The organism is Paraburkholderia sp. UCT70 (assembly GCF_050434085.1).
GTDB classification, from domain to species: Bacteria; Pseudomonadota; Gammaproteobacteria; order Burkholderiales; family Burkholderiaceae; genus Paraburkholderia; species Paraburkholderia tuberum.
Genome location: NZ_JBNPVZ010000004.1, coordinates 2,546,364 through 2,564,948, shown reverse-complemented (window position 1 = coordinate 2,564,948; position 18,585 = coordinate 2,546,364). Strand labels below are relative to the sequence as shown.

The window sequence follows — 18,585 nt, the reverse complement described above, 5'->3', positions numbered from 1 at the left end:
GCGGGTGGTGTCGTTATCGTTCGTGAGGTCGCGCGGTCTGCACGACCGGCGCCCTGCGCGGCAAGCCCGTGATGTCGCGCGCCGCATGCTGCCCGACAGCGTACACGGTTAGGAGCTTGCCGCGCGCGGCATCGCTAGAAGGAATACTCAGTGGCTGCCGCGCTTGCGCGGGTTTTTCCTGGGCTTCCCGCGCGCTCCCTCGATGGGCGCGGAAACCTTCGTAAAGCCCTGCGACGGGCCTTCGTACACCCATTCGAGCAGCGCGTCGTGCGCGGCGCGCGCCGCTTCCGAATGCGGATCGTTGATCAGGCTGACGACGACATAGCTGTTGCCGTCGGCCGACGCGACGTAGCCGGCGATCGCGCGCACGTCGCGCAGCGTGCCGGTCTTGATGTGCGCGTTGCCGCCCGCGCCCTGGCTGGTCAGGCGGTTGCGCATCGTGCCGTCGACACCGGCGATCGGCAGCGAGTCGACGAACACCTGCGCGACTGGGCTCGCGTTCGCGCGTTGCAGAACATCGGCGAGCGCGAGCGCGGTGATGTGTTCGTCGCGCGACAGGCCCGAGCCGTTATCGAGCGACAGGTATTCGGTGTTCAGGCTGTCGCGCGTCAGGAAAGCTTCGACCGCGTGCGCGGCTTTCGCGGGCGTGGCGGGCGGCGTTTCCTCGGCGGCGCCGATTGTCAGGAACAGGTTGCGCGCCATCGTGTTGTTGCTGAACTTGTTGATGTCGCGAACGATGTCCGACAGCATCGGCCCCTCGTGCCTGGCGACGAGCTTCGCGCCGGCGGGCACTGCGCCTTCGCGGGTCGCGCCGGTGAATGTGCCGCCGGTTTGCTGCCACAGCGCGAGGAAGCCGCGCGCGAAAAACGTCGAGTGATCGAGCACGGCGACGTTGATCGTGCGCGCGTCGCAGCGCACCGGAAAGTCGCCGATGAACGACGCGACGAGCGTGCCGTCAGGCTCCGGCGTGACGGTCGGCGTCGGCAGCTCGCCCCGGCATGGGCCGCTCGTCGCACGCAGCTGGTTGTCGATGCGCAGTTGCGCGAGCGCGGGCAGCACGTCGATCGCCACCGTGCCGTCCGGCGATGGCGTCAGCGTGAACGACAGCGATTTGAACGCGTACAGCAGCGGATCGGGGCCGACGTTGTACGGCGCGTTCACGTCGTCGTCGAACGCGGGCAGGTCGCGAGTCGACGGATCGAAGTAGCGCTTGTCGAGCACCAGCGCGCCGTCGATACCGTTGATGCCCGCCTTGTGGATCTTCTGCACGAGGTCGATCAGTTCTTCGGGCACGAGCTTCGGGTCGCCGGTGCCCTGGATGTACAGATTGCCGTGCAGCACGCCGCTCGCGTCGAGCGGGCCGTCCGCGTACGCGCTGGTGCGCCAGCGGTAACCGGGACCGAGGATCGACAGGCCTGAGTAGGTGGTGACGAGCTTCATCGTCGAGGCGGGCATCATCGGCTTGCCGGCGTTCAGCGCGAGGATCGGCGTGCGATCGCCCACCTTTTCGACGACCACGCTGATCGACGACAACGGCACGTGCGCGCGCTGCAGGCCGACCATCACCGGCTGCGGCAGTACCGTCGTGACGTTGACGCTCGGATGCGTGGCCTTGACGCGTGCCTCCCCCGTCAGCGGCAGCAGCGTGCCTGCGCCGAGCGCGGCGGCGCAGAGCCAGACGGCCGCGCGCGGCACGACGCGATTAGGCATGAAGGCTGCGCGATCGAACATACGGCGCGAGTGCAGCGCCATACGGCGTGCGACGGAAGACAGAAAAGGGTGCGTCATGAACGGGTGAACGGGCAAACGGACGAGCAGGATTTCAAGGTGTGCGGCGAGCGGCGTGCGCCGTGCGAGGGACGATGGAACGGCAAGCTGGGCGCCTTGACGGCGCGGTAGCGCGCCGCAGTCTACCCGACGGCCGTCGCGCGACGCAAAGCGCCCATTGTAGTGACATCCCGCGAGGCTGCGGTGAAAAAAGCGCCACACGCCGCACGGGTCGGAAGCGGGCGCTAGAATGCGGCATCATCGAATGTTTTGGAACGGACAACCATGCGCATCCTGCTAGTCGAAGATGACCGGATGATCGCCGAAGGCGTGCGCAAGGCGCTGCGCGGCGAAGGCTTCGCCGTCGATTGGGTCGAGGACGGCGAAGCGGCGCTGCGCGCGGCGGCGGCCCAGCCTTACGACCTCGCGTTGCTCGACCTCGGTCTGCCCAAGCGCGACGGTCTCGAGGTGCTGCGCGCACTGCGTGCGCGCGGCCATGCGCTGCCGGTGCTGATCGTCACCGCGCGCGACGCGGTCGCCGATCGTGTCAGGGGCCTCGACGCCGGCGCTGACGATTACCTTGTCAAACCTTTCGATCTCGACGAGCTCGGTGCGCGGATGCGCGCGCTGATCCGGCGCCAGTCCGGCCGCAGCGATTCGACGATTCGCCACGGCAATTTGACCCTCGATCCCGCGTCGCACCAGGTGACGCTCGATGGCGCCCTGGTCGCGCTATCCGCGCGCGAATTCGCGTTGCTCGAGGCGCTGCTCGCGCGACCCGGCGCGGTGCTGTCCAAGAGCCAGCTCGAGGAAAAGATGTATGGCTGGGGCGAGGAGATCGGCAGCAATACCGTCGAGGTCTATATCCACGCGCTGCGCAAGAAGCTCGGCGCCGATCTGATCCGCAACGTTCGCGGGCTTGGCTACATGATCGCGAAGGACGCCTGAGCCGATGCGCTCGATTCGCCGGCAACTGTTGTTCTGGCTGCTCGCGCTCGTGCTGCTCGGCGTCGGCATCGCGGGCTGGCTGATCTACCGGCAGGCACTCGCCGAAGCGAACGAGTTGTTCGACTACCAGCTCGAGCAGATCGCTGCGGCGCTGCCGGCGGAACCGTTCTCGCAGGTGCTCGGCCGCGATACCGGCGACGAGGGCATCGTGCTGCAGATCTGGAACCGCAACGGCATGCTGATGTATTACTCGCGGCCGCGTGCGCCGCTCGCGCCGCGCGCCGAACTCGGTTTTTCGACCGAGCGCACCGACCGCGGCGAATGGCGCGTATATGGCGCGATCGTCGGCGACAACGTCGTGCAGCTCGCGCAGCCGCTGTCGGTGCGCAACCGGCTCGCCGCCAATGTCGCGCTGCGCACGCTGTGGCCGCTGATCGTGCTGCTGCCGCTGCTCGGACTCGCGGTGTGGGTGATCGTCGGTCGCGGGCTGCAGCCGCTGCGGCGCGTGACGAGCGCGCTCGACACCCGTCATCCCGAAGCGCTGGATCCATTGCCTGATCAGCGCCTGCCGCTCGAAGTGCGGCCGCTCGTGCGCGCGCTGAACGGGCTGCTGCAGCGGCTCGCGACCGCGCTCGATATCCAGAAGGCGTTCGTAGCCGATGCCGCGCACGAATTGCGCACGCCGCTTGCCGCGGTACAGATTCAGGCGCAACTGGTCGCGCGCGCGAAGGACGACACAGCCCGCAGCGAGGCGCTCGTCGATCTGCAGGCGGGTGTCACGCGCGCGACGCGCCTCGCCGAGCAATTGCTCGCGCTCGCGCGCGCCGAGCCGGACGGCGCCGGCGGCGCAGTGATGCTCGATCTGCGCGAGCTGCTGCGGGAGTGCGTCGCGACCTACGCGCCGCTCGCGATGAATCGCGGCGTCGACCTCGGCATCGAGGCGAGCGCGGCCGCCAGCGTGACCGGCGACGCCGAAGCGCTGCGCGTGATGTTCAACAACCTCGTCGACAACGCGACCAAGTACACGCCGCGTGGCGGCCGCGTCGACGTCAGCCTGCGTGTCGAGGACGGCCATCCGGTCGTGCGGATCGCCGATAGCGGCCCCGGTATCGATCCCGCCGATCGCGAGCGCGTGTTCGACCGGTTCTATCGCGCGGAAGCGGGTGCGAATCGCGCGCGCACCGACGTGGCGGGCAGCGGCCTCGGTCTCGCGATCGTGCGTCGGATTGCCACCCAACATCATGCGCAAGTATCGCTCGATGACTCGCCGGCCGGTGGTTTGCAGGTCATCGTACGCTTCTGATCATGGTGATTTACTGTTCGGCCAACGCCGGCGTTCATGCTGGCGTGGTGGTCCGTAGCGGCCGGTCCGACAAGGTTCCCATGATCTGGCGCTGCTTAAGACTCTTTTAAGTGATGCCCCTTACGCTCCTCGACATCCAAAGTCACTTTCTCCAGTCAGGAGCTCATGATGAACGCGAAAACCTTGTCCCGCGGCGCCGTTGCGGTAGCTGTGGCCGCTGCGCTTTCAGCCGGTTATGTGGCGGGCCATCGCGACGTGCCAGCACCGCAGATCGTCTCGCCGGCGGAAGCCGCCGCGATGATGCCAGCCGAAGCAGCCGCCAAAACCGGTATCCCCGATTTCTCCGGTCTCGTCGAGACCTATGGTCCGGCCGTCGTCAACATCAGCGCGAAGCACGTGGTCAAGCAAACCGCGATGCGTGGTAATGGCGGCAACCTCAACGGCAACCAGCTGCCGATCGATCCGAACGATCCGTTCTATCAGTTCTACAAGCGGTTCTTTGGCGGGGTGCCCGGCATGCAGGGCGGCGATGGCGGAGACGCGCCCGACCAGCCGAGCGCGAGCCTCGGCTCGGGCTTCATCATCAGCAATGACGGCTACATTCTGACGAACGCGCACGTGGTCGATGGCGCGAACGTCGTCACCGTGAAGCTCACCGACAAGCGCGAGTTCAAGGCGAAGGTGGTCGGCGCCGACAAGCAGTCCGACGTCGCCGTGCTGAAGATCAACGCGAGCGATCTGCCGACGGTGAAGATTGGCGATCCGCGCCAAAGCAAGGTTGGTCAGTGGGTCGTCGCGATCGGCTCACCGTACGGCTTCGACAACACCGTGACCTCGGGCATCATCAGCGCGAAGTCGCGTTCGCTGCCCAACGAGAACTACACGCCGTTCATCCAGACCGATGTACCGGTGAACCCTGGCAACTCGGGCGGTCCGCTCTTTAATCTGCAAGGCGAAGTGATCGGCATCAACTCGATGATCTACTCGCAGACGGGCGGCTTCCAGGGCCTGTCGTTCGCGATCCCGATCAGCGAGGCGATCAAGGTCAAAGACGATCTCGTCAAGACCGGTCACGTGAGCCGCGGCCGCCTCGGCGTCGCAGTACAGGGCTTGAACCAGACGCTCGCCGACTCGTTCGGCATGCAGAAGCCGCAAGGCGCGCTGGTCAGCTCGGTCGACGCCAACGGGCCGGCGGCCAAGGCCGGCCTGCAGCCGGGCGACGTGATCCTGTCGGTGAATGGCGACGAAGTCAGTGATTCGGCGGATCTGCCGGCGAAGATCGCAGGTCTCGCGCCGGGCAGCTCGGCGACGCTGAAAGTGTGGCGCGATAAGGCCAGCAAGGACGTGAAGGTGACGATCGGCTCGTTCTCGGACGCGAAGGTTGCGTCGGCGAACAAGACCGATCAGCAGACCCAGTTGCAAGGCCGTCTCGGCGTCGCGGTGCGGCCGCTGACGCCGGAAGAGAAGAGCAGCGCGTCGGTGTCGCACGGTCTGCTCGTGCAGCAGGCAGGCGGCGCGGCGGCGAGCGCCGGCATCCAGGCGGGCGACGTGATTCTCGCGGTCAATGGCCGTCCGGTCACCAACATCGATCAGCTGAAGCAGATGATTTCGGGCGCAGGCAACAGCATTGCGCTGCTGATCCAGCGGGACAACGCGCAGATTTTCGTGCCCGTAGATCTCGGCTGATCCAGTATCCGGGCGGTTCGAACGGATCGCCCACCCCAGTTTGAGCTGTAGTAGCGATTGCCGGTCCTTTGCATTTACTGCAAGGACCGGTTTTTTTTTTCGCCTGTCCGCACCGTGCTACGGCGAGCAGCGCGGATAGGGCGAAGCGCGCCACGCGACTTGGTGCCGCGGTCGCGCATGTCCAGTCGACGCGACCGGACGGTTGGCACGCAGGTTGCTTCGACCTTGATTTGGGCCTGTTCGGGGACTGGGCAAGGACTGCAACAAGGAGAGCGAACCGATGAAAACCCAACGCATTCAGCAAGGGATCGTAGCCGTCGCGCTGTGCGCGGCGCTCGCGCTCGGACTGGCGCGCGGTGCGTACGCGCAGCAGGCGGGCGTGACCGGTGGCTCGACGACCGACAACACCAGCGCGGGCAACACCAACGGCGGCGGTCTGCCGCAAGTCCAGCAGCAGGGCGACGTGTCGTACGTGTCGGGCGGCGTCGGCCTCGACGAATCGCGGGCGTTGCGACAAGCGCAAAGCCAGTGGCCACTGACGTTGCGCTTCACCGGACCCAACGCCGAGTTTCTCGCGGATGTGCACGTGCGTATCGTCGATGCCCATAACGGCGAAGTGCTGAACACGACGTCGCGCGGACCGTTCATGCTGGTGCGCTTGAGCCCCGGCCGCTATACGGTGCACGCGAAATACAACGACAGCGAGCAAGCCCGCTCGGTTAGCGTGCTGGCGCACGGCAACGTCAAATCCGCGTTCATCTGGAACGCGAAGTAACGGGTCGATCCGTCCGCCGCCGCGCAGCAAGCTTGCGCAATCGGCCGAAGTTTGGCCGATAATGAAGCCACGGGCAGCTCCCGTGGCTTTGCCGTTCCGGCGGCAACAGCCGGCAGTGCAGCACCCACCCCATCACGGAGCCTGGACATGAGCGATGCGTCGACATCTGCGGAACGGCTGGACGGCCATACCATCATGATCCGCGACAACGGTCACCGCGTGCGCGTGATTCACGGCGGCGTGACGATGGCCGACACCCAGGCCGCGCTGACGCTATCGGAGACCGGCCTCGCCGACGTGTTCTATTTCCCGCGCGAGCACGTGAACATGGCCCGGCTCGAACGCTCGACGCACACGTCGCATTGCCCGTTCAAGGGCGACGCGTCGTACTTCCATCTGCGCACCGAAGATGGCGTGATCGAGAACGCGGTGTGGTGCTACGAGGCGCCGTTCGAGCAGGTCAGTCGCATCAAGGGCTATCTCGCTTTTTACGCATCGCGCGTCGACCGCATCGATCAGACGTCCTGATCCCGCAGTCGGCGCGTTCATCGGGGGAGGTTGTCATGGAACTGAACGACGCGTTACGGATTCCGCTGGCGCCGTCCGAGGTCTGGGACGCGTTGCAGGACCTCGCGCTGTTGCGTGCCAGCCTCGACAACTGCGAGTCGTTCGTGCGTCTCGCCCACGGCGAATACGCGCTGACGATGACCGTGCCGCTCGGCCCGTTGCGCGCGCATTATCAGGCGCGCGCGCACGTCGCCGGCCAGGATTCCGGCCCGGCGGACGCGCAGCGCCGCACCATCAACTTCAAGGCCCTGGCCGAGGGCATCGGCGCGTTGCGCGGTCAGATCGAAGTGCGTTTGCGCGCGGACGAGGGGCGGGAGCGCGGCACGCGCATCGACTACGCACTGTGGGCGACGTCGTCGGGACCGCTCGCCGAGCTGCCGACGCGCCAGCTCGAGAACGCCTTGCGTCAGATCGCCGACGATTTTTTCGCCGAGTTCGACGCCGTCGTGCGCGCCAAGCACGGCAAAGGGCCGAACCGCGCGCGTGGCACGGCGCCGCGTCGCCAGTACGTGTTTTTGCGGCCGATCACGCTCGGCGGCATCGCGCGGCGAGCGCGCATCGAGCACAGCCATGCGCTGTCGGGGCGCGCGGCGAGCGCGTCGCATAGCTGGTCGCATCAAGAGCCCGGTCAGCATGTCGTGCCGTACTGGGCGTGGGCCGGGATGATCTTTCTGGTCGCACTATTGTTGTATGTCGCGCGCTGGTTCAGCGAGCATTGAGGCCGCGAGCCGCGCGCAGCCCCTGATGGAACGCGCGACAAACATCGCACGACTACGAAATCCCGGTGACGCACTACGAAATAGCGGTGCTCCCGCCGCCTTCATCTAATCCCCGCGAAACTCCCGCCGCCACGCGCTCGGCGACGTGCGAAACGCGTCCGCGAAATGCTGCCGCAGCGATGCGGCCGAGCCGAATCCGGCGCTCGCCGCGATCGCTTCGACCGACTCGTCGGTGCTTTCCAGCAGCTGTTGCGCACGCGCGAGCCGCTGCGCGAGCAGCCACGCGCCGACGGTGGTGCCGGTCGCGAGCCGGAAGCGCCGCGTGAAGGTGCGGCGGCTCATCAACGCGCGCGCGGCGAGCGTGTCGAGCGTATGCGGCGCGGCCAGGTTGCCGCTCACCCAGTCGAGCAGGCCGGACAGGCGATCGCCGCGCGGCTTCGGCGGCATCGGCTGCTGCACGTATTGCGCCTGGCCACCCTGGCGATGCGGCGACACGACCAGCCGGCGCGCGACGTGGTTCGCCACCCGCGCGCCGCAGATCTTGCGCAGCACGTGCAGACAGCAGTCGAGGCCGGCGGCGGTGCCGGCCGAGGTCAGCACGTTGCCGTCGTCGACGTACAGCACGTCGGCGTCGAGCCGCACGCGCGGGTAGCGGCGCGCGAAATCGTCGGCCCAGGCCCAGTGCGTCGAAGCGGGCCGTCCATCGAGGATGCCCGCGGCGGCCAGCACGAAAGCGCCGAGGCACAGGCCGACGAGCAGCGCGCCGCGCGCATGCGCGGCCCTCAGCGCGTCGAGCAGCGCGGCGGGCGGGGTTTCGGCGGGATCGCGCCAGCTCGGCACGATGATCGTCTGCGCGTCGGCAAGCGCTTCGAGTCCGTGCGTGACCGCGATCGAAAAGCCCGCGGTCGTCGCGAGCGCGCCTGTCTCCGCGGCGCAGACGCGGAAGTCGAAGGCGGGAACACCGCCGCCGCGACGGTCCTCGCCGAACACGACGCACGGCACCGACAGATGAAACGGGCTGATGCGGTCGAACGCGACGACGGCAACGACGTGGCGCGGCGCCTGATCGGAGACGTCGTCGGAAGATGCGAAGGTGGTCATGCCGGGCGCCTCATGAAAGCCACAAGTATGGCCCGATTCTAGCGAAGGTTGTCATTCGGGCCGCTGTCGACGGGCGGGCAGCGGAGCAACAATGCCGTCATTGCCGTTGCGCCGCGGCCACCGCGCTGGGCGCGCGCCATCGACCGCTTTTTCTGACAAGGAGCCTTGCCATGAGCACATCCGCGCCGCGCCGTGCGCTGATCGTCATCGACGTGCAGAACGAATACGTGAGCGGCGACCTGCCGATCGAATTTCCGGACGTGCGCACGTCGCTCGCCAACATCGGTCGTGCGATCGATGCAGCGCGCGCCGCCAGCGTGCCGGTCGTGATCGTGCAGAACCTCGCGCCCGCCACCTCGCCGCTGTTCGCGCGCGGCAGCGCGGGCGCGGAACTGCACACGGTCGTGAGCTCGCGCGCTCATGATCATTTCGTCGAGAAGTCGCTGCCGAGCGCATTCGCAGGGACCGATCTGGCCGAGTGGCTCGCCGCCCGGCAGATCGATACGCTGAGCGTCACCGGCTACATGACCCACAATTGCGATGCCTCGACGATCAACCACGCGGTGCATGCTGGCCTCGCCGTCGAGTTCCTGCACGACGCAACCGGCTCGGTGCCGTATGAAAACAGCGCGGGCTTCGCGAGCGCGGAGGAGATTCATCGCGTGTTCAGCGTGGTGCTGCAGTCGCGCTTCGCGGCGGTCGCGAGCACCGATCAATGGATCGCGGCGCTAAAGAGCGGCGCGCCGCTCGAGCGCGGCAACATCTATGCGTCGAATCAGGCGGCGCAAGCGCGCCGGGCGGTTGCCTGAACCCGGCGCAGGGGCGGTGGTCCGGTCCAAAAACAGAAACGGGCGGTTCACCGAACCGCCCGCTTTTCCAATCCGTCACCCTGGCGCGCCTTCTACGCCGCCTTCCTGCGCAACGCCGGACTCAGGCGCAAGCCGTCGAACATCGCTTCCACCATCTGCTGCGCTTGCGAGCCGAAGTCGGTCGCGTCGGGCAAAAACAGCATGTCGCGCAACGAGCCGCCGACGAACGCGTGGACCATCGCCGCGGCAAGCTTCGTGTCGAGGTCGGCGGGCATCTGGCCTTTGGAGATCGCATTGCGCAGACCGCCCTCGATCTTCGCGAGCCCCTCGCGCATATTGGTCTGATACCGTTCCATCACCGGCCCCATATCTTCGACCAGCTCGCACTTCAGAAACAGAATGTCGAACACGCGGCGGCGGCGGGGATCGTTGGCAGTGTCGCGCAGGCAGACCACGCAGATTTCAATCAGGCGCCCGAGCGGATCAACTTCGTTGGGATCGAGCGACGCCGCCTTCAGTTCGTCGAGCGGCAGCAGCACGCGGTCGAACATTTCGGTGAACAGCTCGCTCTTATGCGCGAAATGCCAATAAATGGCGCCGCGCGTGACGCCCGCGGCCTGGGCGATATCGGCCAGCGACGTGCGCGATACACCCTTCTCGAAGAAGACCTGTTCGGCCGCGTCGAGAATCCGGTTGCGCGTCTCCAGCGCCTCTTCTTTGGTTCTTCTGACCATATTGGTGTAGCCTGCGCTGATCCTGGGGTTTATGCGGACAGTTTTAAGTCAGTCTGATGATGCTTTGACTACTTCTGAAGCGAATTGCGACGCGAATCTGCGGTACCCCAGCCTCGGAAGATATGAATGCACTTTTACATGCATTCGTGAATGTATATATAATAGCACCCCACGAACGGATAGCCCAAGCCGTGACGAGCGGTTAATATCCGTCACTGTTGCCTTTCGAAAGCGCTTTCGCGGCCGCCAAACGGCGGCGCTGCGCGGCATTCCCCTGTATGGCGCATTCGTAGCAGGGTGCCCTGCAGGCGCAGGTTTGCATCCATGGGCTTCCGGTCGAGCGTCGCGAGACGCTTGTGTGCGCTGTCGTCCCCGGGGTAGGGATGCGCGCACTTTTTCATTACTCAGTCTTTGACAGAGGTCGCTCCATGCGCGTCGAACGGGTTCCATTCCGCTTAATCAGTGCCGCGACGGCTGCCATCTTGCTGGCGGCGTGCGGACCAAAACAATCTGCCCCGCCGCCACAGACGCCCGAAGTCGGCGTCGTCACCCTCCAGCCGACGACCGTGCCCGTCGTCACCGAACTTCCCGGCCGTACCAGTGCCTTCCTCGTCGCGCAGGTGCGCGCGCGGGTCGACGGCATCGTGCTGCGCCGCGAGTTCACCGAGGGTAGTGAGGTCAAGGCCGGCCAGCGTCTGTACAAGATCGATCCGGCGCCGTACATCGCGTCGTTGAACAACGCGAAGGCATCACTCGCGAAGGCGCAGGCGAACCTGGTGACGACCACCGCGCAGGCCAATCGCTACAAGGTGCTGGTCGCGGCGAACGCGGTCAGCAAGCAGGACTACGACAACGCGGTTGCCGCCGAAGGCCAGGCCGCCGCCGACGTCGCTGCGGGCAAGGCCGCGGTCGATACCGCGCAGATCAACCTCGGTTATACCGACGTGACCTCGCCCGTGACCGGCCAGATCGGCGTGTCGCAGGTCACGCCGGGCGCCTTCGTGCAGCAGAGCGCGGCCACGCTGATGGCCACGGTTCAGCAGCTCGACCCGGTGTACGCCGACCTCACGCAATCGAGCCTCGATGGTCTGAAGCTGCGCCGCGACATGCAGGAAGGGCGTCTCAAGACGACCGGCCCGGGCGCCGCGCAGGTCACGCTGGTGCTGGAAGACGGCCGCATCTATTCCGAGAAGGGCAAGCTGCAGTTCACCGACGTGACCGTCGACCAGGGCACCGGTTCGGTTACGGTGCGCGCGATCTTCAAGAACCCGAACCACGTGCTGCTGCCGGGCATGTTCGTGCGCGCGAAGATCGACGAGGGCGTCAACCAGAACGCGCTGATCGTGCCGCAAGTGGGCGTCACGCACGACCAGAAGGGTCAGCCCACCGCGCTCGTCGTCGACAACGACAACAAGGTCGAGCTGCGTCAGCTCGTCACCTCGGGCACCTTCGGCTCGTACTGGGTGGTGTCGAACGGCCTGAAGCCGGGTGACCGCGTGGTCGTCCAGGGCACCGACAAGGCGCGTCCCGGCCAGCAGGTCAAGCCCGTGCCGGCGCAGCTGCCCGGCAACCCGGCTTCCGACGCCGCCGCAAACGGCGCCCCGACAGGTCAACCCGCGGCTCAGCCTGCCTCCGCCGCTTCGGGCGCGTAATAACAGGGAGCCCGCCTCATGGCAAAGTTCTTTATTGATCGCCCGATTTTTGCATGGGTGATCGCCATCATCCTGATGCTCGCGGGTCTCGCGTCGGTGTTCACGCTGCCGATCGCGCAATACCCGACCATCGCGCCGCCGTCCATCCAGATCAGCGCAACCTACCCGGGTGCTTCGGCGAAGACGGTGGAAAACACCGTTACGCAGGTGATCGAGCAGCAGATGAGTGGTCTGGACCACCTGCTGTACCTCGCGTCGACCTCGGACGACACGGGCACGGCCACCATCACGCTGACGTTCGCGGCCGGCACCAACCCTGACATCGCGCAGGTGCAGGTGCAAAACAAGCTGCAGCTCGCCACGCCGCTGCTGCCGCAAGCGGTGCAGCAGCTCGGCACCAAGGTCACGAAGTCGAGCAGCAGCTTCCTGCTGGTGATGGCGTTCGTGTCGACCGACGGCAGCATGAACAAGTACGACCTCGCGAACTACGTCGCGTCGAACATTCAGGATCCGATCAGCCGTATCGACGGCGTGGGCACGGTGACGCTGTTCGGCTCGCAGTACGCGATGCGCATCTGGCTCGACGCGAACAAGCTGAATAACTTCGGTCTGACGCCGCTCGATGTCGAAACCGCGCTGCAGGCGCAGAACGTGCAGGTCGCGGGCGGCTCGCTCGGCGGCACGCCGTCGGTGCCGGGTCAGGTGCTGCAGGCCACGATCACGCAGGCGACGCTGCTCAATACCCCCGAGCAGTTCGGCAACATCCTGCTGAAGGTGAATCAGGACGGCTCGCAGGTGCGTCTGCGCGACGTGTCGCACGTCGAGCTCGGCGGCGAAAACTACAACTTCGACACCAAGTACAACGGTCAGCCGACGGCAGGCTTCGGTATCCAGCTCGCCACGGGCGCGAACGCGCTCGCCACCGCGAAGGCGGTGCGCACGAAGATCGCAGAACTGTCGAAGTACTTCCCGCACGGTCTCGTCGTGCAGTACCCGTACGACACGACGCCGTTCGTGCGCCTGTCGATCGAGGAAGTGGTCAAGACGCTGCTCGAAGGTATCGTGCTGGTGTTCCTCGTCATGTACCTGTTCCTGCAGAACCTGCGCGCCACGCTGATCCCGACGATCGCGGTGCCGGTGGTGCTGCTCGGTACGTTCGCGATCATGAGCGTGGTCGGTTTCTCGATCAACACGCTGTCGATGTTCGGTCTCGTGCTCGCGATCGGTCTGCTGGTGGACGACGCGATCGTGGTGGTGGAAAACGTCGAGCGGGTGATGCAGGAGGAGGGCTTGTCGCCTCGCGATGCAACTCGCAAGGCGATGGACCAGATCACCGGCGCGCTCGTCGGCGTGGCGCTCGTGCTGTCGGCGGTGTTCGTGCCGGTGGCTTTCTCGGGCGGCTCGGTCGGCGCGATCTACCGGCAGTTCTCGCTGACGATCGTCGCGGCGATGGTGCTGTCCGTGCTCGTCGCGTTGATTCTGACGCCGGCGCTGTGCGCGACGATCCTGAAGCCGATTCCGAAGGGTCATCACGAAAAAGCCACTGGTTTCTTCGGCTGGTTCAACCGTACCTTCAACACGAGCCGCGACAAATATCACTCGGGCGTGCACCACGTGATCAAGCGCTCGGGCCGCTGGCTCATCATCTACATGGTGGTGATCTTCGCGGTGGGGCTGCTGTTCGTGCGACTGCCGAAGTCGTTCCTGCCTGACGAAGACCAGGGCACGATGTTCGTGCTGGTGCAAACGCCGTCGGGTTCCACGCAGGAAACCACCGCGCGCGCGCTGAAGGACGTGTCGGACTACCTGTTGAACGAAGAAAAGGCGATCGTCGAATCGACCTTCACGGTTAACGGCTTCAGCTTCGCGGGTCGTGGCCAGAACGCGGGTCTCGTGTTCGTGCGGATGAAGGACTACGCGCAGCGCCAGCATGCGGACCAGAAGGTGCAAGCGCTGGTGGGCCGTCTCTACATGCACTTCAGCACCTACAAGAACGCGACGGTGTTCCCGGTCAATCCGCCGTCGATTCCTGAACTCGGCACGGCTGCGGGCTTCGACTTCCAGCTGCAGGACCGCGCGGGTATCGGTCACGCGAAGCTGATGGAAGCGCGCAACATGCTGCTTGGTCTGGCGGCGAAAGATCCGACGCTCGCGCAGGTGCGTCCGAACGGCCTGAACGATACGCCGCAGTTCAAGGTGAGCATCGACCACGAGAAGGCTTCGGCGCTCGGCGTGTCGCTCGCCTCGATCGACCAGACGTTCTCGATCGCGTGGGCCTCGGCGTACGTGAACAACTTCCTCGACACCGACGGCCGGATCAAAAAGGTCTACCTGCAGGGCGACGCGCCGTTCCGGATGAAACCGGAAGACGTGAACGCCTGGTTCGTGCGCAACAGCGCGGGCGCGATGGTGCCGTTCTCGGCCTTCGCGAACACCGAGTGGACGTTCGGTTCGCCGAAGCTCGAGCGCTACAACGGTATTTCGTCGGTGGAAATCCAGGGTGCGGCCGGGCCGGGCAAGTCGACCGGTCAGGCGATGGCGGCGATGGAACAGATCGTCACCAAGCTGCCGGCGGGAGTCGGCTACGAGTGGACGGGTCTGTCGCTGCAAGAGCGTCAGTCGGGTTCGCAGGCGCCGATCCTGTACGGCATCTCGATTCTCGTCGTGTTCCTGTGTCTCGCGGCGCTGTATGAAAGCTGGTCGATCCCGTTCTCGGTGATCATGGTGGTGCCGCTCGGCGTGATCGGCGCACTGCTGGCCGCGACGCTGCGCGGGCTCGAGAACGACGTGTTCTTCCAGGTGGGTCTGCTGACCACCGTGGGTCTGTCGGCGAAGAACGCGATTCTGATCGTGGAATTCGCGCGAGAACTGCAGCAGAGTGGAGGCATGGGACCGATCGAAGCCGCGCTCGAAGCGGCGCGTCTGCGGTTGCGTCCGATCCTGATGACCTCGCTCGCGTTCATTCTCGGCGTGCTGCCGCTCGCGATCAGTAACGGCGCGGGCTCGGCAAGCCAGCACGCGATCGGTACCGGCGTGATTGGCGGCATGTTGACGGCGACCTTCCTCGCGATCTTCATGATCCCGATGTTCTTCGTCGTGATTCGCGCGAAGTTCGGCGGCGAGAAGGAAGACCCGGATGAGGCGCTGCGCCACTATGAACAGCACCATCCGCACGATCCGCAAGGCGGCGCGGCGGGTGGCACGACCGACGGGTCGGATGGCAATGGCTCGGGCAAGGATGGGCATTGAGATGCAAAAACACTCTTTGATTGCAGTGGCGGTCGCGCTGCTCGCCACGGGTTGCACGCTGGCGCCGCATTACCAGCGGCCCGCGGCGCCCGTGACGGCGACTTTCCCGACGGGCGGCGTGTACGACCAGCAGCCGGGCGCGCAGGGCGCGCGCAGCGCGAACAGCCAGGCCGCCGCGGACATCGGCTGGCGCGACTTCTTCGTCGATCCGCGTCTGCAGCAGCTGATCGAAATCGCGCTGAAGAACAACCGTGATCTGCGTGTGTCGGTGCTGAACATGCAGGCGTCGGCGGCGCAGTACCGTATCGTGCGCGCGGGCCTGTTCCCGACGCTCGACGCCGCGGCTTCGCAAAGCCGGCAGCGCACGCCGCGCGATCTGCTGGCGTCGCCCAACGGCCCGACGATTACCAACACGTATTCGGTGGGCTTGAACGCGTCGTGGGAAATCGACTTCTTCGGGCGCGTGCAGAGCCTGAAGGATCAGGCGTTGGCCACGTACCTCGGCACCGCGCAGGCGCGCAAGTCCGCGGAAATCGCGCTGGTGTCGCAGGTGGCGAACCAGTACATGACGGTGCTCGAACTGGACGATCTGCTGAAGGTCACGCAGAACACGTTGAAGACGGCGCAGGAGTCGTATCGGATCACCAGGCTGCAGTTCGACAACGGCACCGGTTCGGAACTCGATCTGCGCCAGGCGCAAACGGTCGTCGAGACCGCGAGCGCGGACCTGCAGACGCAGACGCGTTTGCGGGCCCAGGCTGACAACGCGCTGGTGCTGCTGATCGGCGAGCCGTTGCCGGCTGATCTGCCGGGCGGCCTGCCGCTGAACGACCAGAGCCTGCTCACGGATATTCCGGCGGGCCTGCCGTCCGATCTGCTGACGCGTCGTCCCGACATCATCGAAGCCGAGGAGAATCTGCTCGCGGCCAACGCGAACATCGGCGCGGCGCGCGCGGCGTTCTTCCCGAAGGTCACGCTGACCGGCAGCGCCGGCACGCTGAGCCCGACGCTCGGCGGGCTGTTCAAGCCGGGTTCGGCGGCGTGGAGCTTCGCGCCGTCGATCACGTTGCCGATCTTCGAGGGCGGTCAGAACATGGCCAACCTCGATCTCGCAAACATCGAGAAGAACGTGCAGATCGCCACGTATGAAAAGGCGATCCAGACGGCCTTCCGCGAAGTGGCGGACGGACTGGCCGCGCGCGGCACGTACGACGAGCAGATCGCGGCGCTCGAGCGGGAGGTCGCGGCCGAGCAGCGCCGGCTGGATCTGTCGACCCTCCGTTATACGAACGGTGTCGACAGCTATCTTTCGGTGCTGACCGCGCAGACCTCGTTGTACGTGGCTCAGCAGGCGCTGGTCACCGCGCGCATGGAACGTCTGCAGAACCTGGTCACGCTGTACCAGGCGCTCGGCGGCGGCTGGATCGAGCACAACGGCGATCAGCCGCGTCCCGCCGACGCGCCGGTCGACTACGGTGCGGCGAGCGCACCGGTCGCGGCTTCGGCGGCGACGGCAGGGTAAGCGCTTCGGCTCGATGAACCGCTGAAGTAAAGCAAAAACGCCACGGCATGCCGTGGCGTTTTTGTTGATTCGCGGCGTTCGGTGCCGCTCGCCGCATCATCGATGCATCAAAAGCTCAATGCAGATCCGCCGCCCGCAGCATCTCGTTGCTCTGCGGTTCGCCGCCCGCGCTGGCGTCGAGATCGTGCCCGGCGCGGCGAAGCTCGCTCTTCGCCTTCTTCTCGCTCTTCACGCCGTTGAAGATCAGGTTCAGCGCGACCGCCGACACCGACGCGAGCAGAATCCCGCTATGTAGCAGCGGCGAGAACGCCGGCGGCAGTTGCGAGAAGAAGTGCGGCGAGACGACCGGCACGAGGCCGAGCCCGATGCTGACCGCGACGATGAAGAGGTTGTGCTGATTCCTCACGAAGTCGACGCGCGACAGCACCTTGATGCCGTTCGCCGCGACCATGCCGAACATCACGATGCCCGCGCCGCCGAGCACGAACGCCGGCACCGACGCGACCACCTGCGCCATCTTCGGGAAGAGGCCGAGCAGCACGAGGATCACGCCGCCCATCGCGCAGACGAAGCGGCTCTTCACGCCGGTCACGCCGATCAACCCGACGTTCTGCGAGAACGACGTATGCGGGAACGAGTTGAAGATGCCGCCGATCAGCGTGCCGAGACCGTCGACGCGCAAGCCGCGCACCAGCGTTTTCTGATCGACCGGACGATCGACCATGTCGCCGACCGCGAGAAACATGCCGGTCGATTCGATGAACGTGACGAACATCACGGTGACCATCGTCGCGATCGACAGCGCATCGAAGCGCGGCAGACCGAAGTGGAACGGCATCACGAAGCCCACCCACGGCGCGTGCATGACGCCGTCCAGGTTGACGCGGCCGAGCATCAGCGCGATCGCGAAGCCCGCGACGATGCCGAGCAGCACCGAGATATTGGCGACGAACCCCCTCGCAAACTTGTTGATCAGCAGGATCAGCGTCAGCACGAGCAGCGACAGGCCGAGATATACCGGATTGCCGTAGTCGGGATTGCCGACACCGCCGGCCGCCCAGTTGATGCCGACCTCCATCAGCGACAGGCCGATCACCGAAATCACGACGCCGATCACGACCGGCGGGAAGAAGCGCAACAGCTTGCCGACCGCGGGCGCGAGCAGAATGCCGATCACGCCGGCCGCGATCGTCGAGCCGAAGATGTCGAGGATGCCGAGCGAAGGATTGGTGCCGATGGCGACCATCGGGCCGACGGCCGCGAACGTGCAGCCCATGATGACGGGCAGACGGATGCCGAAGATCCACAGTCCGAGCGTCTGGATCAGCGTGGCGATGCCGCACGAAAACAGATCGGCGCTGATCAGGAAGGCGACCTGGTCTTTCGGCAGCTTCAGCGCGGCGCCGATGATCAGCGGCACCGCGACCGCGCCAGCGTACATGACCAGCACGTGCTGGATGCCGAGAGTGAGCAACTGGCCCGCCGGTAGGCGCTCGTCGCACGGGTGAACCGTGTTCGCTTGCATATCGTCTGTCTCCACCATCTCGTTTTGGGATGACTCCAAGGTATCGGGGACGAAAAGTCGCAACAAGACCATACGTGGCTATTCCGGCATTCCCGGCAACGATATGCAGAGACCTATTTTGAAAGGCAAATTAAAGCCACGCGTGGGACGGATCGGCCGTCGGACGCCAGAGAACCCTATGCAGTGTGGGCCGCGGGCGGTGCATGGCGTGCGCGGCGCGGGTTCGTC

14 protein-coding genes are annotated in these 18,585 nt (G+C 65.8%); 10 read left to right on the top strand and 4 right to left on the bottom strand.

All coding sequences use genetic code 11. The features are described from left to right. Nucleotides 1-147 precede the first annotated feature (147 nt). Nucleotides 148-1,788: a D-alanyl-D-alanine carboxypeptidase/D-alanyl-D-alanine endopeptidase gene (gene dacB, locus OKW41_RS37485; protein ID WP_429575667.1), complete on the bottom strand. Its 1,641-nt coding sequence runs from the start codon at nucleotides 1,786-1,788 to the stop codon at nucleotides 148-150. A gap of 264 nt (nucleotides 1,789-2,052) precedes the next feature. On the opposite strand from dacB, the gene OKW41_RS37480 reads away from it, so the two are divergent. The 6 genes from OKW41_RS37480 (at nucleotide 2,053) to OKW41_RS37455 (ending at nucleotide 7,765) form a co-directional block, all read left to right on the top strand. Further along, on the top strand, nucleotides 2,053-2,715 hold the full coding sequence (locus OKW41_RS37480) for a response regulator (RefSeq protein WP_429575666.1): 663 nt from the start codon (nucleotides 2,053-2,055) through the stop codon (nucleotides 2,713-2,715). Nucleotides 2,716-2,719: 4 nt separating this feature from the next. Then, nucleotides 2,720-4,018 (top strand): ATP-binding protein, encoded by a 1,299-nt coding sequence (locus OKW41_RS37475; RefSeq protein WP_429575665.1) that lies wholly within the window; start codon nucleotides 2,720-2,722, stop codon nucleotides 4,016-4,018. Nucleotides 4,019-4,186: 168 nt separating this feature from the next. Beyond that, the gene (locus OKW41_RS37470) at nucleotides 4,187-5,704 is read left to right on the top strand and encodes a DegQ family serine endoprotease (RefSeq protein ID WP_429454531.1); all 1,518 of its coding nucleotides are present in this window, start codon (nucleotides 4,187-4,189) and stop codon (nucleotides 5,702-5,704) included. A 280-nt stretch (nucleotides 5,705-5,984) separates the two neighbouring features. Next, on the top strand, nucleotides 5,985-6,479 hold the full coding sequence (locus tag OKW41_RS37465) for a carboxypeptidase regulatory-like domain-containing protein (RefSeq protein ID WP_429575664.1): 495 nt from the start codon (nucleotides 5,985-5,987) through the stop codon (nucleotides 6,477-6,479). Between the two features lie 147 nt (nucleotides 6,480-6,626). Continuing rightward, on the top strand, nucleotides 6,627-7,007 hold the full coding sequence (locus OKW41_RS37460) for a DUF427 domain-containing protein (RefSeq protein ID WP_429451572.1): 381 nt from the start codon (nucleotides 6,627-6,629) through the stop codon (nucleotides 7,005-7,007). Nucleotides 7,008-7,042: 35 nt separating this feature from the next. Further along, on the top strand, nucleotides 7,043-7,765 hold the full coding sequence (locus OKW41_RS37455) for a CoxG family protein (protein ID WP_429451570.1): 723 nt from the start codon (nucleotides 7,043-7,045) through the stop codon (nucleotides 7,763-7,765). A gap of 105 nt (nucleotides 7,766-7,870) precedes the next feature. On the opposite strand, the gene OKW41_RS37450 is transcribed toward OKW41_RS37455, so the two are convergent. Continuing rightward, nucleotides 7,871-8,866 carry a helix-turn-helix domain-containing protein gene (locus tag OKW41_RS37450; RefSeq protein ID WP_429575663.1) on the bottom strand — a complete coding sequence of 332 codons (996 nt, stop codon included), beginning with the start codon at nucleotides 8,864-8,866 and terminating at the stop codon, nucleotides 7,871-7,873. Between the two features lie 170 nt (nucleotides 8,867-9,036). Between OKW41_RS37450 and OKW41_RS37445 the strand changes: the two genes are divergently transcribed. Next, nucleotides 9,037-9,675: a cysteine hydrolase family protein gene (locus OKW41_RS37445; protein ID WP_429575662.1), complete on the top strand. Its 639-nt coding sequence runs from the start codon at nucleotides 9,037-9,039 to the stop codon at nucleotides 9,673-9,675. 92 nt (nucleotides 9,676-9,767) lie between these two features. On the opposite strand, the gene OKW41_RS37440 is transcribed toward OKW41_RS37445, so the two are convergent. After that, on the bottom strand, nucleotides 9,768-10,409 hold the full coding sequence (locus OKW41_RS37440; protein ID WP_429451563.1) for a TetR family transcriptional regulator: 642 nt from the start codon (nucleotides 10,407-10,409) through the stop codon (nucleotides 9,768-9,770). Between the two features lie 428 nt (nucleotides 10,410-10,837). On the opposite strand from OKW41_RS37440, the gene OKW41_RS37435 reads away from it, so the two are divergent. From OKW41_RS37435 to OKW41_RS37425, 3 genes are read left to right on the top strand one after another with little or no spacing between them, the layout of a single operon-like run. After that, entirely contained in the window at nucleotides 10,838-12,061 is a 1,224-nt protein-coding gene (locus OKW41_RS37435; protein WP_429451561.1) for an efflux RND transporter periplasmic adaptor subunit, read from the top strand. Between the two features lie 18 nt (nucleotides 12,062-12,079). Further along, nucleotides 12,080-15,310, top strand: coding sequence for an efflux RND transporter permease subunit (locus OKW41_RS37430; protein WP_429575661.1), 3,231 nt, complete (start codon nucleotides 12,080-12,082; stop codon nucleotides 15,308-15,310). A 1-nt stretch (nucleotide 15,311) separates the two neighbouring features. Continuing rightward, a complete protein-coding gene (locus tag OKW41_RS37425) occupies nucleotides 15,312-16,832 on the top strand; it encodes an efflux transporter outer membrane subunit (protein WP_429575660.1) in 1,521 nt (506 codons plus the stop codon). A 115-nt stretch (nucleotides 16,833-16,947) separates the two neighbouring features. Here OKW41_RS37425 and OKW41_RS37420 read toward each other — a convergent pair whose 3' ends face one another. Continuing rightward, nucleotides 16,948-18,357: a nucleobase:cation symporter-2 family protein gene (locus tag OKW41_RS37420; protein WP_429451552.1), complete on the bottom strand. Its 1,410-nt coding sequence runs from the start codon at nucleotides 18,355-18,357 to the stop codon at nucleotides 16,948-16,950. Nucleotides 18,358-18,585: the final 228 nt, after the last annotated feature.